Consider the following 19512-nt stretch of genomic DNA (forward strand, 5'->3'; position numbering starts at 1 on the left):
AATGAGAAATAGAGGGTTTGATCGTACGGTAATGAGATTAGTATTCAAAAGTAAAACCTAATACTCCTAAACCTTTAAAGATTAAAAAACCTTAATTGTGTGCGCTCTTTGCCGCGGGGGCATCAAACTTTTCCCTTTTTCCTATCGACTGGTGTCACACCCACCGAAAAAAACCTTAATTGTGTCCGCTCTTTGCCGCGGGGGCATCAAACTTTTCCCTTGATGGAAAAGTAGGCAAAAGATCAAGTCAGGAACGATGCTTCCACGCTCTAGGCTTACGCATGGCCCGCCGTTCCTGTCTGCCCCACGCTCTTTGGACTGTGCTAAATCAATTTGAAGTGCTAAATAAGTAGCAAGCCCTTCTTATTCCCATCAAGTTTCTTAAGCTAAAACCCTTAGTTGTTACGCTCTTTACCGCGGGGGCATCAAAAACAGAGAGTTTGATTATTTTATGGTTCTGACGCATCGCGGACAAACTTTTTTCCTATAGATGAAAAAAGTATGCAAAAAAATCCATGGCTGCGCCCAATGCTATTGAAGCTTCTGCGAAGGCGAATCAGTGCATTCCGCATTGGACAAGGCCAATTTAGGTGAACGAAGATGTATTGCAACGGCTTGAGAAAGCTTATTAAGCTATATACCAACGATGCAATTTGTCAACTTTAAATGGGTAGTCATTTCGACCGAAGTGGAGAAATCTTTAGATTCTCATAGAATGTGCAATACAAAAAGTATTTCCACTATTATCAGGTTTACATCACAAAAACCATTTCTCCGAAGTAAAAAGCAATGTTTAATGCAAAAATCTGTGGTCAAATGCCTAAATTGCGCCACCAAATATTAAAAAATATCATATGAAAGATGTAGTCATTGTAGCTGCAATCAGAACGCCTGTTGGCAGTTTTGGCGGCTCACTAGCCAGTTTTTCTGCAACGCAATTAGGTGGATTGGCCATCAAAGCAGCTGTAGAAAGAGCAGGTTTAAAACCAGAAAATATTCAAGAAGTTTATATGGGCAATGTGCTGTCTGCAAATTTAGGTCAAGCACCAGCCACACAAGCTGCAAAATTTGCTGGCTTGCCAGATTTACCATCCACTACTATTAATAAAGTTTGCGCATCGGGTACTAAAGCTATTATGTTAGCCGCACAAAGCATTGCCCTTGGACAAAATGAAATTGTTGTAGCTGGCGGTATGGAAAGCATGAGTAATGTGCCCTACTATTTAGATAAAGCTCGTAATGGGTATCGTTTAGGTCATGGTCAATTAACCGATGGGTTGATAAAAGATGGCTTGTGGGATGTTTATAACGATTACCACATGGGTTCTGCAGCTGAACTGTGTGCAGAAACCTGTAACATTACACGTGAAGCACAAGATAACTTTGCAACAGAATCGTACAAAAAAGCACAGACAGCACAAGCAACAGGTAAATTCAGCGAAGAAATTGTTCCTGTAGAACTGAAAGATCGTAAAGGCGACATCACTTTATTTAGTAATGATGAAGAACCTTTTGCTGTAAAATTTGATAAAATACCTAGCTTAAAACCTGTATTTAAAAAAGATGGAACAGTTACGGCTGCAAATGCATCTACTTTAAATGATGGTGCTGCAGCGTTAGTTTTAATGAGCGCAGATAAAGCAAAAGAAATGGGCATTAAACCTCTAGCTAAAATTTTAGCTTACGCTGATGCTCAACAAGCTCCGGAATGGTTTACTACTGCCCCTTCTAAAGCAATTCCTTTAGCATTAAGCAGAGCGAATTTAACTGTTGCAGATGTAGATTATTTCGAGATTAATGAGGCGTTTGCTGTGGTTTCGTTAGCAAATAACCAAGAAATGAGTTTGAAAGAAGATACCGTAAATGTAAATGGTGGTGCAGTTGCCATTGGTCATCCACTAGGTGCTTCGGGTGCTAGAATAGTGGTTACCCTACTTTCTGTTTTAGCTCAAAATAAAGGTAAAATCGGTGTTGCTGGTATTTGTAACGGCGGTGGTGGTGCTAGTGCAATAGTTATAGAAAACTTGCGTTAATCAACTATGTTTAAAGCGTTTAAAGGTTATCTATTGCTATTAATACTAGTAAGTGTGTGGTGTGCAAAATCGAACGCACAACACACCTACAACCTTAACAACAATCCTAAATTAGATCTTTACCAAGATTCTTTAGTTATTTTAAGTGAAGCAACTTTTGCAGCTAAGGACAACCTTACTCGTTTTGAAAAGAATGCACAGTTCGTCAAAAACTGGTTACAGCATTAAAAGTTAATAACTCATTTAAGTACAACTTCGATTCTTTAAAACGTGTTTCAATCTTAAAATCTCCAGACAATTCTTTTCGCATTATTACGTGGTTTGTACCAACAGATGAAGGAACTTATCGTTATTACGGTACCATTCAGCTCGGGACAACAAATGGTAGTTTAAGTTTAATTCCGCTAACAGATGGTACCGAAACTAGTACAGATGCAAATGCGATCACGAGTGGAAAAAATTGGTTTGGTGCTCGTTATTACGAAATGATTCCTGTGATTGTAAATGGAAAACAGCCTTATTTTATCCTTTTAGGATGGAAAGGGAATAATCAGAAAACGACAAAAAAAGTGATTGAAGTATTAACCTTTGAAAAGAATGAAGCCATTTTCGGAAAGAACATTTTCGAAACAGTTAAAAATGGCGCTTTAAAAAACAGAGTTGTTTTCGAGTACAATAAACTTAACTCCATGACTTTAACTGTTGAGCCCAAAACCAGTATGTTAGTTTTTGATCATTTGGCTCCATACGACCCTAAAATGATCAATAATTTTGAATATTATGGTTCGGACTTAAGTTTTGATGGATATAAATTAACCTGGGGCAAATTATCGTTGGTTGAGGATATAGAATTGAAAAATGATCCTTCTCCAAACGATGATTTATACGGAAAACCAGTAAAAGCATCTACAATTGTTACAAAATCTATTCACTAAGGCTATATTTAGCGCATTTTAAAATTTGTTACTATGCGTACATGTACTTATCTTGCAAATTGAAAATTACACACAAATTAAAAAACTATACAATTTAAACGTTTAAGATGGCAAATAAAACAACTAGCCTAAGCCAAGATCAGGCGCTTGATTTACACCTACAAGAAAATGGTGTAGAAACCCAAAAAATCCTCAATCATCCCGTTGGATTATTTGTGCTCTTTTTCACTGAAATGTGGGAGAGATTTAGTTATTACGGCATGCGAGCATTGCTTGTGCTTTTTTTGGTTAGTGAAGCAAGTAAGGATGGCTGGAATTGGACTAGACCAGATGCCTTGAAACTATATGCTTGGTACACTGGATTGGTTTATTTTACTCCGATTATTGGAGGTTTAATTGCCGATCGTTTAACAGGTTACCGGAAAGCTGTTATTATTGGTGGTCTTATTATGACTTTGGGTCATGCATCAATGGCAATGGAAGGCTTTAACATGAGCTTTTTCTACATTGGATTATTCCTTTTAATTACTGGAAATGGTTTATTCAAACCAAATATTTCATCAATTGTAGGTCAATTATATCCATCAATTAGCGACAAAAAAGATTCGGCTTATGCTATATTTTACATGGGTATTAACTCAGGAGCATTTTTAGGAATTTTAATGTGCGGTTATGTTGGCGAAACTCAAGGATGGCATTGGGGATTTGGTTTAGCTGGTATATTTATGTTTTTCGGTACGCTTCAATTTTATTTTGCAGAAAAAATATTTGGTGTACTGGGCAAGAAAATCGTAAAAGCCGAAGTGGTTGTTGCAAATGAAGATACCTCATTAGATAGTGGAAAGGCAAAAATCATTGAAAAACAAAGATTATGGGTGATTGGTGTCTTTTCTATTTTTACCATTTTCTTTTGGATGGTATTTGAACAAGCAGGTGGTTCAATGACCATTTTTGCTAAAGATTACACACTTCGTGATTTAACTGGTTCTTCGGGCACAGCATTTAGGTGGGTAGATTCGATATTAACTATATTTCCATTAATAGCGGTTACAGTTGTTTTAATCGCACTTGCTAAACAGATTTTCAAAAAATATCCTGTAACGATACTTTTTACCGCTTTAAGTTTCATTATCATTTGGTGCTTAGGTATCTGGAAAGTACAGAACGTATTTTCAGCTGATAAAACTGAAGTACCAGCATCGTGGTTTGGTATTCTAAACTCTTTCTTTATCGTTGCATTAGCACCATTCTTTTCTAAAATATGGGAAAGTAAGTTCAATCCAAGCGGTCCAGCTAAATTTGGCATGGGATTAATATTCGTTGGTATCGGCTTTGCTGGATTAGCTTATGGTGGAATGGACATTGCTCCTGGTGCGAAATTTGCACAAGTAAGTATGTTTTGGTTAATATTTGCTTATTTCTTCCACACGGTGGGCGAACTATGTGTATCTCCAGTAGGATTATCTTATGTAAGTAAATTAGCTCCTGCAAAATTGGTTGGTTTAATGTTCGGTGTATGGTTCATTTGTACATTCGCTGGTAATACCTTAGCAGGATTAACTGGTAGTTTAATCGATTCGATTAGCGAAAAATATTCAATTTCAACGTTTTTCTTAATATTCACTGCAATTCCAATTGTGGCAGGTTTGGCCATGTTTGCCTTAACCCCACTATTGCGTAAATGGATGCATGGTGTTCACTAAAAGAATTTAACATGATTTAACTAAAAGCCCGTATAGAAATTTCGGGCTTTTAGTTTTTAATAACTAATTTCGCCAAATCAAATTGTAGTTCTAAAATCTAAAATTAACAGTGTTCGATAGCTTAGTCATTATTCCAACGTATAACGAGAAAGAAAACATTGAAAAGATCATTCGTAAGGTTTTTTCTTTAGACTATACTTTCGAACTATTAATTATTGATGATGGCTCTCCAGATGGCACTGCTACAATTGTTAAAGAGCTGCAAGAGGAATTCCCAGCATTACATTTAGAAGAACGAGCGGGTAAACTTGGCTTAGGTACAGCTTATATTCATGGTTTTAAATGGGCGCTAGAAAGAGAATATGAGTATATTTTTGAGATGGATGCCGATTTTTCTCATAATCCAAAGGACTTACTTAAACTACGTGATGCTTGTGTAAATGGTGCTGATTTAGCGATAGGTTCTAGGTATGTTAAAGGTGTAAATGTGGTGAATTGGCCAATGGGCAGAGTTTTAATGTCTTACTTTGCTTCTATGTATGTGAGGTTTATTACCGGAATTAAAATACAAGATGCAACTGCAGGATTTAAGTGCTATCGCCGCAAAGTATTGGAAACCATCCCAATGGATAAAATTAAGTTTGTGGGTTATGCTTTTCAAATTGAGATGAAATTCACCGCCATTAAATATGGTTTTAACGTAGTGGAAGTCCCTATTATTTTTACTGATAGAACTGAAGGTACATCGAAAATGAGTACGCGTATTTTTAGAGAAGCCTTTTTAGGAGTGATACAAATGAAAATAAATAGCTGGTTTCGTAATTACAAACGTTAATCGTTTTTTGCTGCTCTAATCATTTCCCCGAAATTGTATTTTTTAACCATTGCATTAACAATCATTACAATTCGTTTAGTTCGAGTGGTATCTGTTTTGGCTGTATTTAGCCAATTGATGAAATAATTCTGGTGAGATTTTGGCATAGATAAAAATTGTTGAAGCAAGACTTCTTCATCTGCTAAACAAATTTCAAGATCATCTGGCATTTCAATTTTGAAGTCAGCATCAAATACCAAATTCAATTCAACTTTAGCTCCTGCTTCTTTTTTCAATTGTTTTCGTAAAGAGGTTTTTAACGCTATAATAAAATCTCCTTCACCCATTGGTAATAAGCCAATTCCACTTACCGCAACAGTGTCAATTGTTCCTTTCACTCTAAAACTTCTCTTTTCGTCTGGTTTAATTTGATTAGCAACTGCTTGAGGTACAAAGACGTAACTCCATCCAGTTTTTTCACCCATTGTATCAAATTTCTCTATTTCAGCTTTAAAGTTTACCATATACTAATTTAGCTTTTGTCATTCAGAGCGAAGCGAAGAATCTCGTTTTATATTAATTAAGATTTCTATAGATTTATATAGATTCTTCGCTCTGAATGACAAGACATGTTGGATAACGATTAAAATTTCTCTTCTACCCCTAAACCAAAGAGCGCAAAATCATACTTTACAGGGTCATTTGCATCAAATTCTTTTAGTTTAGCTGTAAGTTCAACCGCAGTTTGCCAATCGGTTTGTTTGCGATTAATTAGGCCTAATCTTCTGGCCACTCTATCTACATGAACATCACATGGACAAATTAATGCTGAAGTAGGGATAGTATTCCAAATTCCAAAATCAACACCACAATCGTCTTTACGAACCATCCATCTTAAAAACATATTTAAACGTTTACACGTAGACTTTTGCAAAGGCGACGAAATGTGCTTAATCGTTCTAGGTGGAAAATCAGCTAAGCTAAAGAAGTAGCTTCTAAAATGATTTAATGCTTTCTCTGCAGTAAAACCATCAATTGCAAACTCTGTTAACATACAGCCTGACGATGATAACTCTATATCTGGTTGGCTTATTTCTGGTAAATAATTAGGATTAATAGTTTGTTGAGGCAGAAAAGCAGTTTCTAAACTATTCGATTGCGAATAATGATGCTTAAAGAAAGATACAAAATACAATAAATCGGTATCGTTAAAGGTGCGATGTTTAAACCCTAATAACCCTTTCAAATCCGTATCACTGTGATTCAGCATAAACTGATACGGTTGGTTATCCATCCTTAAAAAAAGTTCATTGCACTTATTGATAATGGTTTTGCGTTGACCCCAAGCTAAAATTGCCGCAAAGAATGCGGCAATTTCAATATCTTGTTTCTTCGAATATTGATGAGGAATAGAAATTGGATCGTTCATAATAAAGTTTGGTCGATTGTACTGATCAACTTTAAAATCTAGAAAGCCTTTTAATTCTGTAAATTCCATTGCAATGTTCAATAGTTCATTAGCTCACTGGTTCAAACGTCATATACCAATGAACAAATGACGCAAATAAACACTTTAGGCTAGTGCTTGTTCCAAATCATCCAATAAATCATCGATATCCTCCACTCCTACACTTAAGCGCAATAAATTATCGGTTACACCTACTTTTTCACGTTCTTCTTTTGGTATTGAACCATGTGTCATACTTACTGGATGATTAATTAACGATTCTACTCCACCTAAAGATTCTGCCAATGAAAAAACTTTAAATAGAGACGCTACTCTAAATGTTTCTTTTAAATCTGCATCTTTTAGTGTGATAGAAACCATTCCTCCAAAACCACGCATTTGTTTTTTGGCAATATCATGGTTAGGGTGATCTTCGAACCCTGGCCAGTAAATCTTATCAATTTTTGGATGCTTTTTTAGGTAGTGAGCTACTTTCTCGCCGTTTTCGCAATGTGCTTTCATACGCAAATGCAAGGTTTTTATTCCTCGTAAAACAAGGAAAGCATCTTGCGGACCTGGTGTTGCACCACATGCATTATACACGAAGAATAAATCTTTGTATAGTTGTTCGTTATTGGTTAGTAATGCACCCATAACCACATCAGAGTGACCACCAATGTATTTTGTAACTGAATGCATTACAATATCAGCACCTAAATCTATTGGGTTTTGTAAATATGGCGATGCAAATGTATTATCAACTGTTAATAATACATTGTTCTTTTTAGTGATTTTAGCCACACCTTCTATGTCGATAATACGCATAGTAGGATTTGTAGGTGTTTCTATCCAAACCAATTTGGTATTCTCGTTAATATAAGGAATGATATTTTCTGGCTTAGATAAATCTAGGAAATGAAACTTAATGCCATATTTCTCATATACCTTAGTGAAAATTCGGTAAGAACCTCCATATAAATCATTTCCAGTGATTACTTCGTCGCAAGGCTTTAATAAACGCAAAACTGCATCAGTAGCACCCATACCACTGCTAAAGGCTAATCCGTACTTACAGTTCTCCAGCGCAGCTAAACAATCTTCTAAAGCTTTACGTGTTGGATTTGTACCTCTTGAATACTCGTAACCTTTGTGCTCTCCTGGTGATTTTTGCCAGTAGGTAGATGTTTGATAAATAGGTGTCATTATTGCACCAGTTGTTGGATCTGGTTCTTGACCAGCATGGATAGCTTTTGTTGCAAATTTCATCTCTGTTTTTATTTTTTTATTGGTGAGATGGAGCCTTCGATGATTAAAATTATGATTTTAATCCTATCGGGTTCATCTTATATATTGTTTTGCTGTATTTCTGAGTTGAATAAATAGCCTAACCGTTTTCCTGTTGGATATCCGCTTGCAGCTACTAATGTTTGTTTTTGATGTAAGGTTACATCTTTAATTTGTGAAAATGGTGGAAGCAACAAATCTGTATTTAAACATAAAAGAATTGACCTTTCTAAAATATCAGTTAACTTTTCTTCCGTTAGTAGATTCGCTTCAAAATCTTCATATAAAAATCCTAATGCACCATCTCCTTCTACCATAAAGTGTTTTTCTTTATTTACTAATATCCGAGCTATCAAAGATCCTTCATCCGCCAAGCGATTATATTTAATTGAATCTGCTAGGAAATTATGGATATAGATTACGCCACAGTAGCTTAAGCTTTCATCGGTTTTTACATAACTCGTCTGGAAAATAGAATGTCCTTCATCAAAATTAAACACATTACTGTGCATGGATAACATCAGCATATCTCCAGAGAATTTCAACTGTGCCTCAAACTGGTTATTTTCTCTATAATTTACTTCAACAGAAGGATCTTTGTGCGTATAATCATTATGCAGTTTTGCTGCAATTTTCGAAAGAATGGTTTTAGTCAAACCAAAAACTTCAGCCGTACTCCGGTAAATTGCCTGTTTTAAGGAAGCTTTACTTTCTAATTTACCAAGTATTTCTTTATAATTTTCGTCCTGCATAAAATGATTTTAGTATGCCCTTGCAAACAACACTCTTTGTGTAGATGGTTTACCAGTTAGGATACAAACACCATCTTCTTGCTTATTGTTTAAAGGAATACACCTAATGGTTGCTTTAGTTTCTTCCTTAATTTGCTTTTCAGTTTCTGCTGTTCCATCCCAATGAGCAGAAATAAAACCTGTTTTTGTATCTAACAGTTCTTTAAACTCTTGATATGAATTTGCTTCTGTAATGTGCTCTTCTCTAAATTGATGAGCTCTGTTATAAATATTTTCTTGAATTTCTTCTAGCAGGTTTGCGATGTAAATATCTAATCCTTCTTGTGCTACTGTGAATTTTTCTTTCGTATCTCTACGAGCTAACTCTACAGTTTTGTTTTCCATATCTCTACCACCAATTGCCAAGCGAACTGGAACTCCTTTTAATTCATATTCTGCAAACTTAAATCCAGGGCGTTGGCTATCTCTACTGTCGTATTTTACAGAAATACCTAATCCCTTTAGTTTTGGAATAAGTTCATCCACAAAGGTTGATATTTTAGCTAAATCTTCTTCTCCTTTGTAAATAGGTACAATAACAACTTGAATTGGCGCTAATTTTGGAGGTAAAACTAATCCGGCATCATCACTGTGTGCCATTACTAAGGCCCCCATTAAACGAGTTGACACTCCCCAAGATGTTGCCCATACATGTTCTAATTTACCTTCTTTGCTGGTGAATTTAACATCAAATGCTTTAGCAAAATTTTGCCCTAAAAAGTGTGATGTTCCTGCTTGCAAAGCTTTTCCATCTTGCATTAAGGCTTCGATGCAATAGGTATCTAAGGCCCCAGCAAAACGCTCCGTTGGCGTCTTTTTCCCTTTTACAACAGGTACTGCCATCCAGTTTTCTGCGAAATCTGCATATACATCTAACATTCTCTCTGTTTCCTCAATAGCTTCTTGTGAAGTGGAGTGTGCAGTATGTCCTTCTTGCCATAAAAACTCAGTTGTACGTAAAAACAAGCGAGTTCTCATTTCCCAACGTACCACATTTGCCCATTGATTAATTAACAAAGGTAAATCGCGGTATGATTCTATCCAGCCTCTATAGGTATTCCAAATAATGGTTTCAGAAGTTGGTCGAACAATTAATTCTTCTTCCAGCTTTGCGGTTTCATCTACAATGATATTACCATTCCCATCATTTTTTAAACGATAATGAGTTACAACTGCACATTCGGTTGCAAAACCTTCTACGTGTGCTGCTTCTTTAGAAAAATATGATTTAGGAATAAATAAAGGAAAGTAAGCATTGCTATGACCAGTATCTTTAAACTTTTGATCTAAAACTGCCTGCATTTTCTCCCAAATAGAATAACCATATGGCTTAATTACCATACATCCTTTAACCGATGAATGCTCGGCTAAGTCGGCTTTTATAACAATATCGTTATACCACTGAGAATAATCGTCATTTTTGCTTGTAATACCTTTACTCATAACTATTTGGAACGTTTTTTGTGTTAAATTTCTTGTAATATCGTTTACAAAGCTATAAATTTATAGCTACAATTTGATTGCGCACACAAACAAAACACACATATCATGAAACCTAATCATTTACTCACCAGTATGCTCGCGGTAACTGCCTTGTTGGTTACCTCCTGCTCTACTCCTAAATTGGCACAAAATAATGCCATTCAGGACGATGTGTACAATACAACTGCACAAGCTAAAGAATACAAAGCTTCTGATCCAGTTAAAACTACACAAACAGAAAATTCTAATAATGACTATTACGGGAAAACCGATCCATATTATGACATGGATTATTCTTCTCGTATAGATAGATTTTATTACGGAGATCTTTATAGACCATATTACGATCCATATTACAATTATTACGGTTACAGTTCATATTATAGTCCTTACGGCTATTATGGAGGCTTTAATTATGGTTATAATAATTGGTATAGCCCATATTATTACAGCTATTTTGGAAGCCCATATTATAACCCATATTGGGGTATATACTCAAACTATAATTACTATGGCACAGGATACTATGGTGGTTATGGCGGTTACTATGGGGGGGGTTATTATGCAGGCAGAAATAATACTAGTCCAAATTATGGCGCTAGGCCATCAAGAGGAAGTGAAAATGGCGTAGGAAGAGGTAATGGATCTAGTTATTATGGTGGTAATCAAGTAGGACCACCAACAAGAGCAAATAACGGTAGTACAGTTACTAGAAGCAGAGCTGAGATGTATAACCCAGCAAATAATGGAAGTACTACTCGTCCAAGCAGTACAAGTGATAGTAGACCTTCTAGAAGTACCGAATCATCAGCTAGACCAACTAGAACTAGCGAAGCGCCTTCTAGACCTGCACCAACTTACAACCCTCCTCCACAACAAAGTTCTCCACCTCCATCAAGTAGTGGTGGTAGATCAGAAAGTTCTGGTGGCGGAAGCAGTGGTGGCGGTAGACCAACAAGAGGTGGTGGTAGATAAATCTAATTAACTGAACACATGAAAAAAATTATAACAATGTTAGTGGTAGCTATAGTAGCTACCACTAGCAATACCTACGCTCAATATGCGAGTGATGCCCTTCGTTTTTCTCAAACAAATTATGGAAGTACAGCTCGTTTTAAAGGAATGGGTAACGCTCAAATTGGTGTTGGTGGAGATATGAGTTCTTTAGGCGGAAATCCAGCTGGATTGGGTCTATTTACGAAATCTGAGTTTAGCTTAACTCCAGAATTTAATCAAACGGGCATTACTGCAAATTATCTGGGTCAAAACACCAACACAGATAAAAGTGAATTAAATGTAAATCAACTTGGCGCTGTATTTTTTATGCCAGTTTACAAACAAAAAGGACAGGATACTAAAAAAGGATTTATTAGCGCTGTTTTTGGACTGGGATATAACAGAACCAATGATTATAGTGGAGAAATAAATTATAATGGGTCTAACAACAAAAACTCTATAGCTGATTATTTTGCTGAACTTGGTGGAAGTACAACGCCTAATAATTTGGCAACTGGAAGTTTGGAAAGAATGGCTTACGATAATTATTTGATTAGCTATGATAGCCCAGCTAATAATTATTACCCTGAAACTTTTGCAGAGACAGCTAACCCAAATATGCAACGTAAAAATGAAGTAAGAAGTGGTTCTGTTTCTGAATTTAATTTTTCAGCGGCAGCTAATGTTTCAAATCAATTTTATATTGGTGCCAGTATTGGTTTAATTGACATAAAATACAATAGCGATGCCCAGTATGAAGAAAGTGGAAAAGCAAGAGAATACGATGCTGGAGGTAATTTAACTGGGGCTAACATTAATTATAAATTACTGTTTAACCAAAGCCAAACAACCAAAGGTTCAGGAGTAAATGGTCGCATAGGGGTTATTTTTAGAGCAGCTGAAGGACTTAGATTAGGAGCAACTCTACAAACACCTACATGGTTTGTTATTGATGATAGTTATACAGAAGGGCTTGACAATAGAGGAACAATAAGAGGAACTACTGCAAGTGAAACGTATGATTTTACCTATAATTTGCGCACACCTTTAAAAGGCTCTTTAGGGGCGAGTTATATTATTGGTGGACAAGCTATTATTTCTGGAGATGTTGATTTTATTGATTACTCAAGTACGAGATTTTCTACGGATAATAGCGCAGATAGAGGCATAATTAGCGATAATAATACTGCCGTTAGGAATAATTATAAAAGTGCAGTGAATTATAGAGTTGGTGCGGAATACAAACTTAACAATGTAAGCTTAAGAGCTGGTTATGGTTTAAATGGAAGTCCATATAAAAGTGATAGCGATGGTTTTTTCGATACTAAAATGTATAGTGGTGGTTTAGGCTATCGTGTAAATAACTATTATATTGACTTAGCTTATCAAAGAGTAGAAGTTGAGAATAGCTTTAGTCCGTACACATTAAATAATGCTACTGAACCTGTTGCAGCTGTTAAAAACACAAAAAATAATGTTTTCTTAACTTTAGGATTGAGATTTTAAGAGAAATCAAATTCAATAAAAAAGCCATTTAGTTTAATGCTAGATGGCTTTTTTGTTTAGATAATCCCATATAAAGAAGCACCTTTTTCTGCTAGTTTATCTACCTTCTTCTCGATTTCTGGATCTTTAATTAATTCTGGTGCATGATGAGGCTTTTTACGAGCATCTATAATTAATGGCCCCTCGCATCCCCAATGCTTATTTATCGTAAAATCATTCACGCCATCTATATCAGAAGCGGGATTACTTCTCGTAAAAGTTACCCAAACCAAATTATTAATATTGGCAGCTGTAAATTCAGCATCATCACATAAAACTATTAACTGCAAATTTGAAAGGTTTTGTGATTTAAGATGTCCTTTTAAGATTGCTATTTCTTGTTTACTTGTTATTTTGTTTTCATACTTATTTCCTTGAACAGCTAAAACACCTGGAATAGCTATTTTATAGTTTATATATCCTTCTGGTAAACTAAAATCAAGCGATAGTTTTTCTATTAAATCTCTTTTTTTAGCTCCAGCTGCTGCGAAAACTACTTTTGAACCAGAATTCAATCCATCTCCAGAATAATCTAAAGTATCGATAGTTGTGTTGGTGTAAAAATGTAAATCTTTAGTTAAATCAATTCTTTCCAGCATATGCTGAAGAAATAGAGCAATGTTATTTGTACTCAAATTTTCATCATCTTCTCTTGCAGCAATAAATAAATATTTGGCTAGGCTGAGTTGGTTTTTCCCTAAAATATGATTAGCAATGGTTAATATTTCTTGTGGCTTGCGTTCTTTTAAATACGGTGTATAACGCTCACTTCCAATAGCAAATAAAAGTGGATGTACACCTGCAGCATCAACAGCATTTACTTCCTTTAATCCCGGAACTTCTTGAGGAATTGCTGAACCTGTAATCTCATGAATTAAGGCACCAAAACTAGTATCTTCTTGCGGTGGTCTACCAACTACAGTAAAACTCCAAATTGCATCTTTTTTGTGATACACATTATTCACTTTCATCAAAGGGAAAGGATGCGTTAAACTATAATAGCCTAAATGATCGCCAAATGGACCTTCTGGTTTATTTTCTTGAGGATGAACGGTACCTGTAATTATAAAATCAGCATCAGCTGAAATACAAAAACCTTCCTCATCATAAAAATAACGGAAACGGCGATTGCCCAATGCACCAGCAAAAGTAAGTTCAGATAATCCCTCTGGTAAAGGCATAACGGCCGCTAATGGATGAGAAGGTGGCCCACCCACAAATATACTCACCTTTAAAGGTTGTCCTTTAGCATTTGCTTTAGTTTGATGAACGCCAATACCTCTATGAATTTGATAGTGCAAACCAATTTCTTTATCCGTTACATATTCATTACCAGCTAATTGAATACGATACATCCCTAAATTACCATGCATTACACCTGGTTGATCTATATCTTCAGTAAAAACTTGTGGCATGGTAATAAATGGACCACCATCCATTGGCCAATTTACTATTTGAGGTAAACTGCTAATGGTCGTTTTTTGAAATGTATTTTTAAATAATGATTGTTTTAAAGGCAATGCCGATAAAGCTGTTAAAGCAGAACCCGCAGATTTAATGGGGTTTTTTAACGCTTTTATTGGGTCTGAACGCAAAGCGACGAGCTGCTCTACTTTTGGGAGGCTATCTCGAAACATAAATTTAGATCGTTCCAATGTACCGAAAAGATTAGAAACTGCAGGAAATTTGCTTCCTTTTACATTCTCAAAAAATAAAGCTGGACCTTGATTCTCATACACTCTTAGATGGATGGCTGCCATTTCTAAGTATGGATCTACCTCTTCCTTAATTCGGATTAAATGACCATTTTTTTCAAGATCTGAAACACATTCGGCTAAATTTTTGTAACCCATCCCCAAAGATAAATATTTAGTACGCTCTAAAACAAAAAAGCCACAGATTAGCAGATTTTAATCTACTCATCTGTGGCTCATTAAACTTTAATTATTTATTTTTTGCCTAAGAAAGAACGCAACATCCAAGTTGTTTTCTCCTTAAATTGCATAAAGCGATTTACCATATCGTTACTACCATCATCACCAGCCTTATCTGTTGCTTCTAATAATTCTCTTTCAAGCTCAATTAATTTCGACATATCGTCCAAAACTGTTTCAACCATAACCATATCTGCCATACCAATTGTGTTGACTTCTTTAATTGTTGATTCTTTAATGTAATCAGAAAAACGGCTGTGCGGTGGTTTACCTAAGGTTAACACACGCTCTGCAATCTCATCAATTGTGAGTTGAGCATTTGTATATAATTCTTCAAATTTGATATGTAAGGTGAAAAAATTCTGGCCTTTTACATTCCAATGGCAACCTCTTAGTTTTTGATAATGAATATGATAATTAGCTAAATAATCATTTAACATATCAACTACAGGCTTAACTTCTTTTTCGTTTAAACTGATTTCCTTTGCGTTCATGGTATTTTATTTTAGAGTTTTTTTGTTTGTGCAACCACAACAATTTGTGTTAAAAATGGTTTGTTAAATTTAAGTTTTTTAAACAATAGATATGTCATAATATCGTTTTACATACATTAATAACGTAAAATATATTATTCGTATAATTGTCGTTCCAAATATTTCAAGAATTTAATGCATAAAATATATATACTATTACTGGCCACTTTTTCGCTTAGCATCTCTCTTTCTCACGCTAATAACACAGTAGATTCGATTGGAGTTGAAAACAATAATGGAAAAAAATTAATTATCCATAAAGTAGACGCGAAAGAAACATATTACTCTATTTCTAGAAAATACAACGTCAATTATAAAGATATAATGACTTATAATGACAGTAAGTTTTTACAGATTGGTGTTATCCTTAAAATTCCTACTAATGTACCATTTACAGCAATTGCTACTTCAACAATAGCAACAAATACGGATATCATTGAGCATGTTGTTAAAGCAAAAGACAACTTAAATATGCTTGCGGAAAAATATGGAACAACAGTAAATGAAATTAAGAAAGCTAATAATTTGACTTCGATTAATCTTCAAATTGGTCAGGTTTTAAAAATTCCCGCAAATGGAAATACAGCTGTTCAAGAAACTCCAACTGTGAATACTCCTGTGGTCTCAAAACCTGTTTTAGCAAATAGTGATAATTCAACAGCCATAGAACATGCTGTAAAACCTAAAGAAAATTTAAATTTACTAGCAGAAAAATATGGAACAACAGTTGATGAAATTAAACGATTAAATGGACTTTCATCTAACAATTTGCAAATTGGTCAAGTCTTAAAAATCCCATCAGCTACTATAAACACTTCTGAAGCAATAATTGAAAAAGTAGTTCCTACTCCAACGCCTAAAAGTTATCAAAAACCAGTTAATGAGACATCTACACAAGCAAGTAATGCTGCTGCTGGTTTTGAGCATACAGTGATTGCAGGCGAAACAATTTATACTATTGCTAAAAAATATGCATTAACCACTTATCAGCTTAAAAGCTTTAACAGTTTAACGTCTAACGAGTTAATCGTTGGGCAAAAATTAAAAATAATTGGCGCAAAGCAAGGTACGGGTGAAACTCCTGAAGACGAAAATGCAGGAAGTGATTCAAACACCATAAAAGATCCTTCTTTAAAATATGCACCAAGTAGATATGGCCTTACTCAAATTGAAGAAAAAGGTACTGCAGTATGGATTTCAGATCAAGATTTAGATCCTACTAAAATGCTTATTTTACATCGTACAGCTCCAATAGGTACGATTATTAAAATCACTAACCCAATGAGCAACCGTTCAACTTTTGCAAAAGTTGTTGGTAAATTTACAGAGAATGAATCCACAAAAGATGTTATCATTGTAATGACAAAAGCAGTAGCAGATGCTGTTGGTGCTTTAGATAAACGATTTTTTTGTAATATAACCTACGGCGCTCAGGAAAATGAACAATAAAACCCCATTAATTATCGGTATTGCAGGTGGTAGCGGTTCTGGTAAAACATTTTTTCTAAATAGTTTTTTACATCACTTTAAAAATGATGAAGTCACACTTTTATCTCAGGATGATTATTACATTCCAGCAGGTGAAATGACACAAGAAGAAAATAAATTATACAATTTCGATTTGCCATCTACGATAGATGATGAACAATTTTTAATCGATATCAAGAAATTAATTAAAGGTGATGTTGTTTACAAAAAAGAGTATAATTTCAATAATCCTTTAGCTGTAGTAAAGATTTTAGAAATAAATCCTGCGCCAATTCTTATTGTAGAAGGACTTTTCATACTTCATTTTAAGGCAATAGCTGAATTATTAGACCTCCGTATATTTATAGAAGCTGACGAAAAAGTAGCATTGGAGCGTCGTATTAAACGCGATGGAATGGAAAGAGGTTATCCTGAAGATGATGTACTTTATAAATGGAATAATCACGTTGTGCCTGCTTACAACGAATTTTTATTGCCTTACCGAGATAATTGCAATAAAATAGTTGTAAATAATATGGATACTCCTGATGACATTATCAGAATCACCGAAGAAATTTCGGATGAGTTAAAAGCGAAGTTTTGTAAATAGCTTAATATTTAGCCGCAGATTCGCAGATTATTTAAACCTAGTAAGAGAAATCTGCGAATCTGCGGCCTTCAATCAAATTAATCAATTATCATTTCTGGCACATTATCATCAGCATATAGTTTACCTAACGTAGCATTTCTAATAAAATCTACACTTACTCCAGGTGCTCTTTCTAGTAGTTTAAAACCTCCCTCAGGTAAAACATCTATCACAGCTAATTCTGTGACTATTTTCTTGATACACTTTATTCCTGTTAAGGGCAATGTACATTTTGGCAATAATTTGCTTTCTCCTGCTTTATTTACATGTTGCATAGCAACAATAATATTTTTAGCAGAAGCGACTAAATCCATTGCACCACCCATGCCTTTAACCATTTTACCTGGTATTTTCCAATTGGCAATATCCCCGTTTTCAGAAACTTCCATTGCGCCTAAAATGGTTAAATCTATTTTTTGAGCTCTAATCATACCAAAACTCATTGCTGAATCAAATATTGAAGATCCCGGTAAAGTTGTAATGGTTTGCTTGCCAGCATTAATTAAATCTGGGTCTTCTTCTCCTTCAAAAGGAAAAGGTCCCATTCCTAACAATCCATTTTCTGATTGTAGTACTATATTAATATCACTTGGAATATAGTTAGCCACCAACGTTGGAATACCGATGCCCAAATTCACATAATAACCGTCTTTTATTTCTTTTGCGATGCGTTTCGCAATTCCGTTTTTATCCAGCATTTTATTTGGTTCTAACTGTTCTTTGTTCTATTCTTTTCTCGTAATTATTGCCCTGAAAAATACGGTGAACATATACACCTGGTGTATGAATTTGGTCAGGATCTAATTGTCCAGCTTCTACTAACTCTTCTACTTCAGCAATTGTAGTTTTACCTGCCATAGCCATAACCGGGTTAAAATTTCGACTAGTTGAACGGAAAATTAAATTACCAGCGGTGTCACCTTTCCAAGCTTTTACCAATGCAAAATCAGCTTCAAAAGCATATTCCATTAAGTAATCCTTGCCGTTAAAGTTTCTCACTTCTTTACCTTCTGCAACTTCGGTCCCTACCCCTGCTGGGGTAAATATGGCCGGCATACCGTAACCAGCAGCCAAGCAACGTGTAGCTAATGTTCCTTGTGGAATTAATTCTACTTCTAATTCTCCGCTTAATAATTGGCGTTCAAATTCAACGTTTTCACCAACATAAGAGGAAATCATTTTTTTAACCTGACGTGTTTGTAAAAGCAGACCTATACCAAAATCATCTACACCGGCGTTATTTGCAATACAGGTTAGGTTTTTGACGCCGCTTTTTACCAATGCAGCAATACAGTTTTCAGGAATACCACACAAACCGAAACCACCAAGCATTAAGGTTTGTCCATCACAAATATCTTTAATCGCTTCATCAGCTCCAGCTACAACTTTATTAATCATATACTCTGTTTTATGGCTAAATTATAAAGTTATTGTGCCGTTTCCAAATGCATTAACGGATTATTGCATTGTACAATTCACACTAAGATGCCATGAAAAAAATATGCAATTGTAAGGAATTAAGTAGATTAAGAAATAATCTTGATCTATTTTACTATTTAAATTATTTTAAATAAACATATGTAATTCCATCTCCTCCTCTATCCGCGTGTTCATCTTCTAAATGCGTAACTTCTTTGTATTTTTTTAAATGTTCCCTAATCAATTTTCTTAAAATGCCATCGCCTTTACCGTGAATTAACTTAATGGATGGAAAACCCAACATTATTGCTTTATCTAAATAATTTTCTACTTCTTGCACCGCATTTTCACTACGCATTCCACGTAAGTCGAGTTCGGGTCTAAAATTGATGATGGCTTCGGACATTCTACCAGAAAATGAATTGCTTTGCACCACTTTTTTAGCTTGTCGATTGCTAATTTTTTGTACTCTATTTCTTT

Annotated in this window: 19 protein-coding genes; 9 read left to right on the forward strand and 10 right to left on the reverse strand. The window is 35.1% G+C overall.

Annotated features, from left to right (window positions below):
* Nucleotides 1-854 precede the first annotated feature (854 nt).
* The 5 genes from WC622_RS14345 (at nt 855) to WC622_RS14365 (ending at nt 5506) form a co-directional block, all read left to right on the forward strand.
* Nucleotides 855-2033: an acetyl-CoA C-acyltransferase gene (locus tag WC622_RS14345; protein ID WP_372820392.1), complete on the forward strand. Its 1179-nt coding sequence runs from the start codon at nt 855-857 to the stop codon at nt 2031-2033.
* A 6-nt stretch (nt 2034-2039) separates the two neighbouring features.
* Nucleotides 2040-2261: a hypothetical protein gene (locus WC622_RS14350; protein ID WP_372820393.1), complete on the forward strand. Its 222-nt coding sequence runs from the start codon at nt 2040-2042 to the stop codon at nt 2259-2261.
* A 257-nt stretch (nt 2262-2518) separates the two neighbouring features.
* Complete coding sequence (locus WC622_RS14355; protein WP_372820394.1) at nt 2519-2968, forward strand: hypothetical protein; 450 nt, start codon at nt 2519-2521, stop codon at nt 2966-2968.
* A 107-nt stretch (nt 2969-3075) separates the two neighbouring features.
* Entirely contained in the window at nt 3076-4671 is a 1596-nt protein-coding gene (locus WC622_RS14360; RefSeq protein WP_372820395.1) for a peptide MFS transporter, read from the forward strand.
* Nucleotides 4672-4780: 109 nt separating this feature from the next.
* The gene (locus WC622_RS14365) at nt 4781-5506 is read left to right on the forward strand and encodes a polyprenol monophosphomannose synthase (RefSeq protein WP_372820396.1); all 726 of its coding nucleotides are present in this window, start codon (nt 4781-4783) and stop codon (nt 5504-5506) included.
* Here WC622_RS14365 and WC622_RS14370 read toward each other — a convergent pair.
* From WC622_RS14370 to proS, 5 genes are all read right to left on the reverse strand, one after another.
* Complete coding sequence (locus tag WC622_RS14370; RefSeq protein ID WP_372820397.1) at nt 5503-6009, reverse strand: YdeI/OmpD-associated family protein; 507 nt, start codon at nt 6007-6009, stop codon at nt 5503-5505. The two genes, WC622_RS14365 and WC622_RS14370, sit on opposite strands and share 4 nt — an antisense overlap.
* Nucleotides 6010-6128: 119 nt before the next feature.
* Complete coding sequence (locus WC622_RS14375) at nt 6129-6983, reverse strand: TIGR02757 family protein (protein WP_372820398.1); 855 nt, start codon at nt 6981-6983, stop codon at nt 6129-6131.
* Nucleotides 6984-7058: 75 nt separating this feature from the next.
* A complete protein-coding gene (locus WC622_RS14380; RefSeq protein ID WP_372820410.1) occupies nt 7059-8210 on the reverse strand; it encodes a cystathionine gamma-synthase in 1152 nt (383 codons plus the stop codon).
* 65 nt (nt 8211-8275) lie between these two features.
* The gene (locus WC622_RS14385; protein ID WP_372820399.1) at nt 8276-8968 is read right to left on the reverse strand and encodes a hypothetical protein; all 693 of its coding nucleotides are present in this window, start codon (nt 8966-8968) and stop codon (nt 8276-8278) included.
* Nucleotides 8969-8977: 9 nt separating this feature from the next.
* Nucleotides 8978-10450: a proline--tRNA ligase gene (gene proS / locus WC622_RS14390; protein ID WP_372820400.1), complete on the reverse strand. Its 1473-nt coding sequence runs from the start codon at nt 10448-10450 to the stop codon at nt 8978-8980.
* Between the two features lie 105 nt (nt 10451-10555).
* Between proS and WC622_RS14395 the strand changes: the two genes are divergently transcribed.
* Together WC622_RS14395 and WC622_RS14400 are read left to right on the forward strand one after the other, a co-directional pair.
* Nucleotides 10556-11464, forward strand: a complete 909-nt coding sequence (locus WC622_RS14395; protein ID WP_372820401.1) for a hypothetical protein — start codon at nt 10556-10558, stop codon at nt 11462-11464.
* Between the two features lie 18 nt (nt 11465-11482).
* Nucleotides 11483-12991, forward strand: a complete 1509-nt coding sequence (locus WC622_RS14400) for an OmpP1/FadL family transporter (RefSeq protein WP_372820402.1) — start codon at nt 11483-11485, stop codon at nt 12989-12991.
* A gap of 56 nt (nt 12992-13047) precedes the next feature.
* Here WC622_RS14400 and WC622_RS14405 read toward each other — a convergent pair whose 3' ends face one another.
* A complete protein-coding gene (locus WC622_RS14405) occupies nt 13048-14883 on the reverse strand; it encodes a UbiD family decarboxylase (protein WP_372820403.1) in 1836 nt (611 codons plus the stop codon).
* 95 nt (nt 14884-14978) lie between these two features.
* Nucleotides 14979-15458 carry a Dps family protein gene (locus WC622_RS14410; RefSeq protein ID WP_372820404.1) on the reverse strand — a complete coding sequence of 160 codons (480 nt, stop codon included), beginning with the start codon at nt 15456-15458 and terminating at the stop codon, nt 14979-14981.
* 174 nt (nt 15459-15632) lie between these two features.
* On the opposite strand from WC622_RS14410, the gene WC622_RS14415 reads away from it, so the two are divergent.
* Both WC622_RS14415 and WC622_RS14420 read left to right on the forward strand, forming a co-directional pair.
* Nucleotides 15633-16946: a LysM peptidoglycan-binding domain-containing protein gene (locus WC622_RS14415; RefSeq protein WP_372820405.1), complete on the forward strand. Its 1314-nt coding sequence runs from the start codon at nt 15633-15635 to the stop codon at nt 16944-16946.
* Nucleotides 16936-17574: a uridine kinase gene (locus WC622_RS14420; protein WP_372820406.1), complete on the forward strand. Its 639-nt coding sequence runs from the start codon at nt 16936-16938 to the stop codon at nt 17572-17574. Before WC622_RS14415 ends, WC622_RS14420 begins: the two co-directional genes overlap by 11 nt.
* A gap of 77 nt (nt 17575-17651) precedes the next feature.
* Here the strand turns inward: WC622_RS14420 and WC622_RS14425 are convergent, their stop codons facing one another.
* The 3 genes from WC622_RS14425 to WC622_RS14435 form a co-directional block, all read right to left on the reverse strand.
* The gene (locus WC622_RS14425; protein ID WP_372820407.1) at nt 17652-18311 is read right to left on the reverse strand and encodes a 3-oxoacid CoA-transferase subunit B; all 660 of its coding nucleotides are present in this window, start codon (nt 18309-18311) and stop codon (nt 17652-17654) included.
* 1 nt (nt 18312) lies between these two features.
* Entirely contained in the window at nt 18313-19011 is a 699-nt protein-coding gene (locus tag WC622_RS14430; RefSeq protein WP_372820408.1) for a CoA transferase subunit A, read from the reverse strand.
* 163 nt (nt 19012-19174) lie between these two features.
* Nucleotides 19175-19512 (reverse strand): Smr/MutS family protein (locus tag WC622_RS14435; protein WP_372820409.1); only part of this gene is annotated, 338 nt, incomplete at its 5' end.

Origin of the sequence: Pedobacter sp. (assembly GCF_041662865.1) — a bacterium.
Classification (GTDB): domain Bacteria; phylum Bacteroidota; class Bacteroidia; order Sphingobacteriales; family Sphingobacteriaceae; genus Pedobacter.

What these genes read in the sequence shown, in the direction of transcription:
- WC622_RS14345 (WP_372820392.1), top strand. Translation starts at nt 855, where the DNA reads ATGAAAGATGTAGTCATTGTAGCTGCAATCAGAACGCCTGTTGGCAGT.
- WC622_RS14350 (WP_372820393.1), top strand. Translation starts at nt 2,040, where the DNA reads ATGTTTAAAGCGTTTAAAGGTTATCTATTGCTATTAATACTAGTAAGT.
- WC622_RS14355 (WP_372820394.1), top strand. Translation starts at nt 2,519, where the DNA reads ATGATTCCTGTGATTGTAAATGGAAAACAGCCTTATTTTATCCTTTTA.
- WC622_RS14360 (WP_372820395.1), top strand. Translation starts at nt 3,076, where the DNA reads ATGGCAAATAAAACAACTAGCCTAAGCCAAGATCAGGCGCTTGATTTA.
- WC622_RS14370 (WP_372820397.1), bottom strand. Translation starts at nt 6,009, where the DNA reads ATGGTAAACTTTAAAGCTGAAATAGAGAAATTTGATACAATGGGTGAA.
- WC622_RS14375 (WP_372820398.1), bottom strand. Translation starts at nt 6,983, where the DNA reads ATGGAATTTACAGAATTAAAAGGCTTTCTAGATTTTAAAGTTGATCAG.
- WC622_RS14385 (WP_372820399.1), bottom strand. Translation starts at nt 8,968, where the DNA reads ATGCAGGACGAAAATTATAAAGAAATACTTGGTAAATTAGAAAGTAAA.
- proS (WP_372820400.1), bottom strand. Translation starts at nt 10,450, where the DNA reads ATGAGTAAAGGTATTACAAGCAAAAATGACGATTATTCTCAGTGGTAT.
- WC622_RS14395 (WP_372820401.1), top strand. Translation starts at nt 10,556, where the DNA reads ATGAAACCTAATCATTTACTCACCAGTATGCTCGCGGTAACTGCCTTG.
- WC622_RS14400 (WP_372820402.1), top strand. Translation starts at nt 11,483, where the DNA reads ATGAAAAAAATTATAACAATGTTAGTGGTAGCTATAGTAGCTACCACT.
- WC622_RS14405 (WP_372820403.1), bottom strand. Translation starts at nt 14,883, where the DNA reads ATGGGTTACAAAAATTTAGCCGAATGTGTTTCAGATCTTGAAAAAAAT.
- WC622_RS14410 (WP_372820404.1), bottom strand. Translation starts at nt 15,458, where the DNA reads ATGAACGCAAAGGAAATCAGTTTAAACGAAAAAGAAGTTAAGCCTGTA.
- WC622_RS14415 (WP_372820405.1), top strand. Translation starts at nt 15,633, where the DNA reads ATGCATAAAATATATATACTATTACTGGCCACTTTTTCGCTTAGCATC.
- WC622_RS14420 (WP_372820406.1), top strand. Translation starts at nt 16,936, where the DNA reads ATGAACAATAAAACCCCATTAATTATCGGTATTGCAGGTGGTAGCGGT.
- WC622_RS14425 (WP_372820407.1), bottom strand. Translation starts at nt 18,311, where the DNA reads ATGCTGGATAAAAACGGAATTGCGAAACGCATCGCAAAAGAAATAAAA.
- WC622_RS14430 (WP_372820408.1), bottom strand. Translation starts at nt 19,011, where the DNA reads ATGATTAATAAAGTTGTAGCTGGAGCTGATGAAGCGATTAAAGATATT.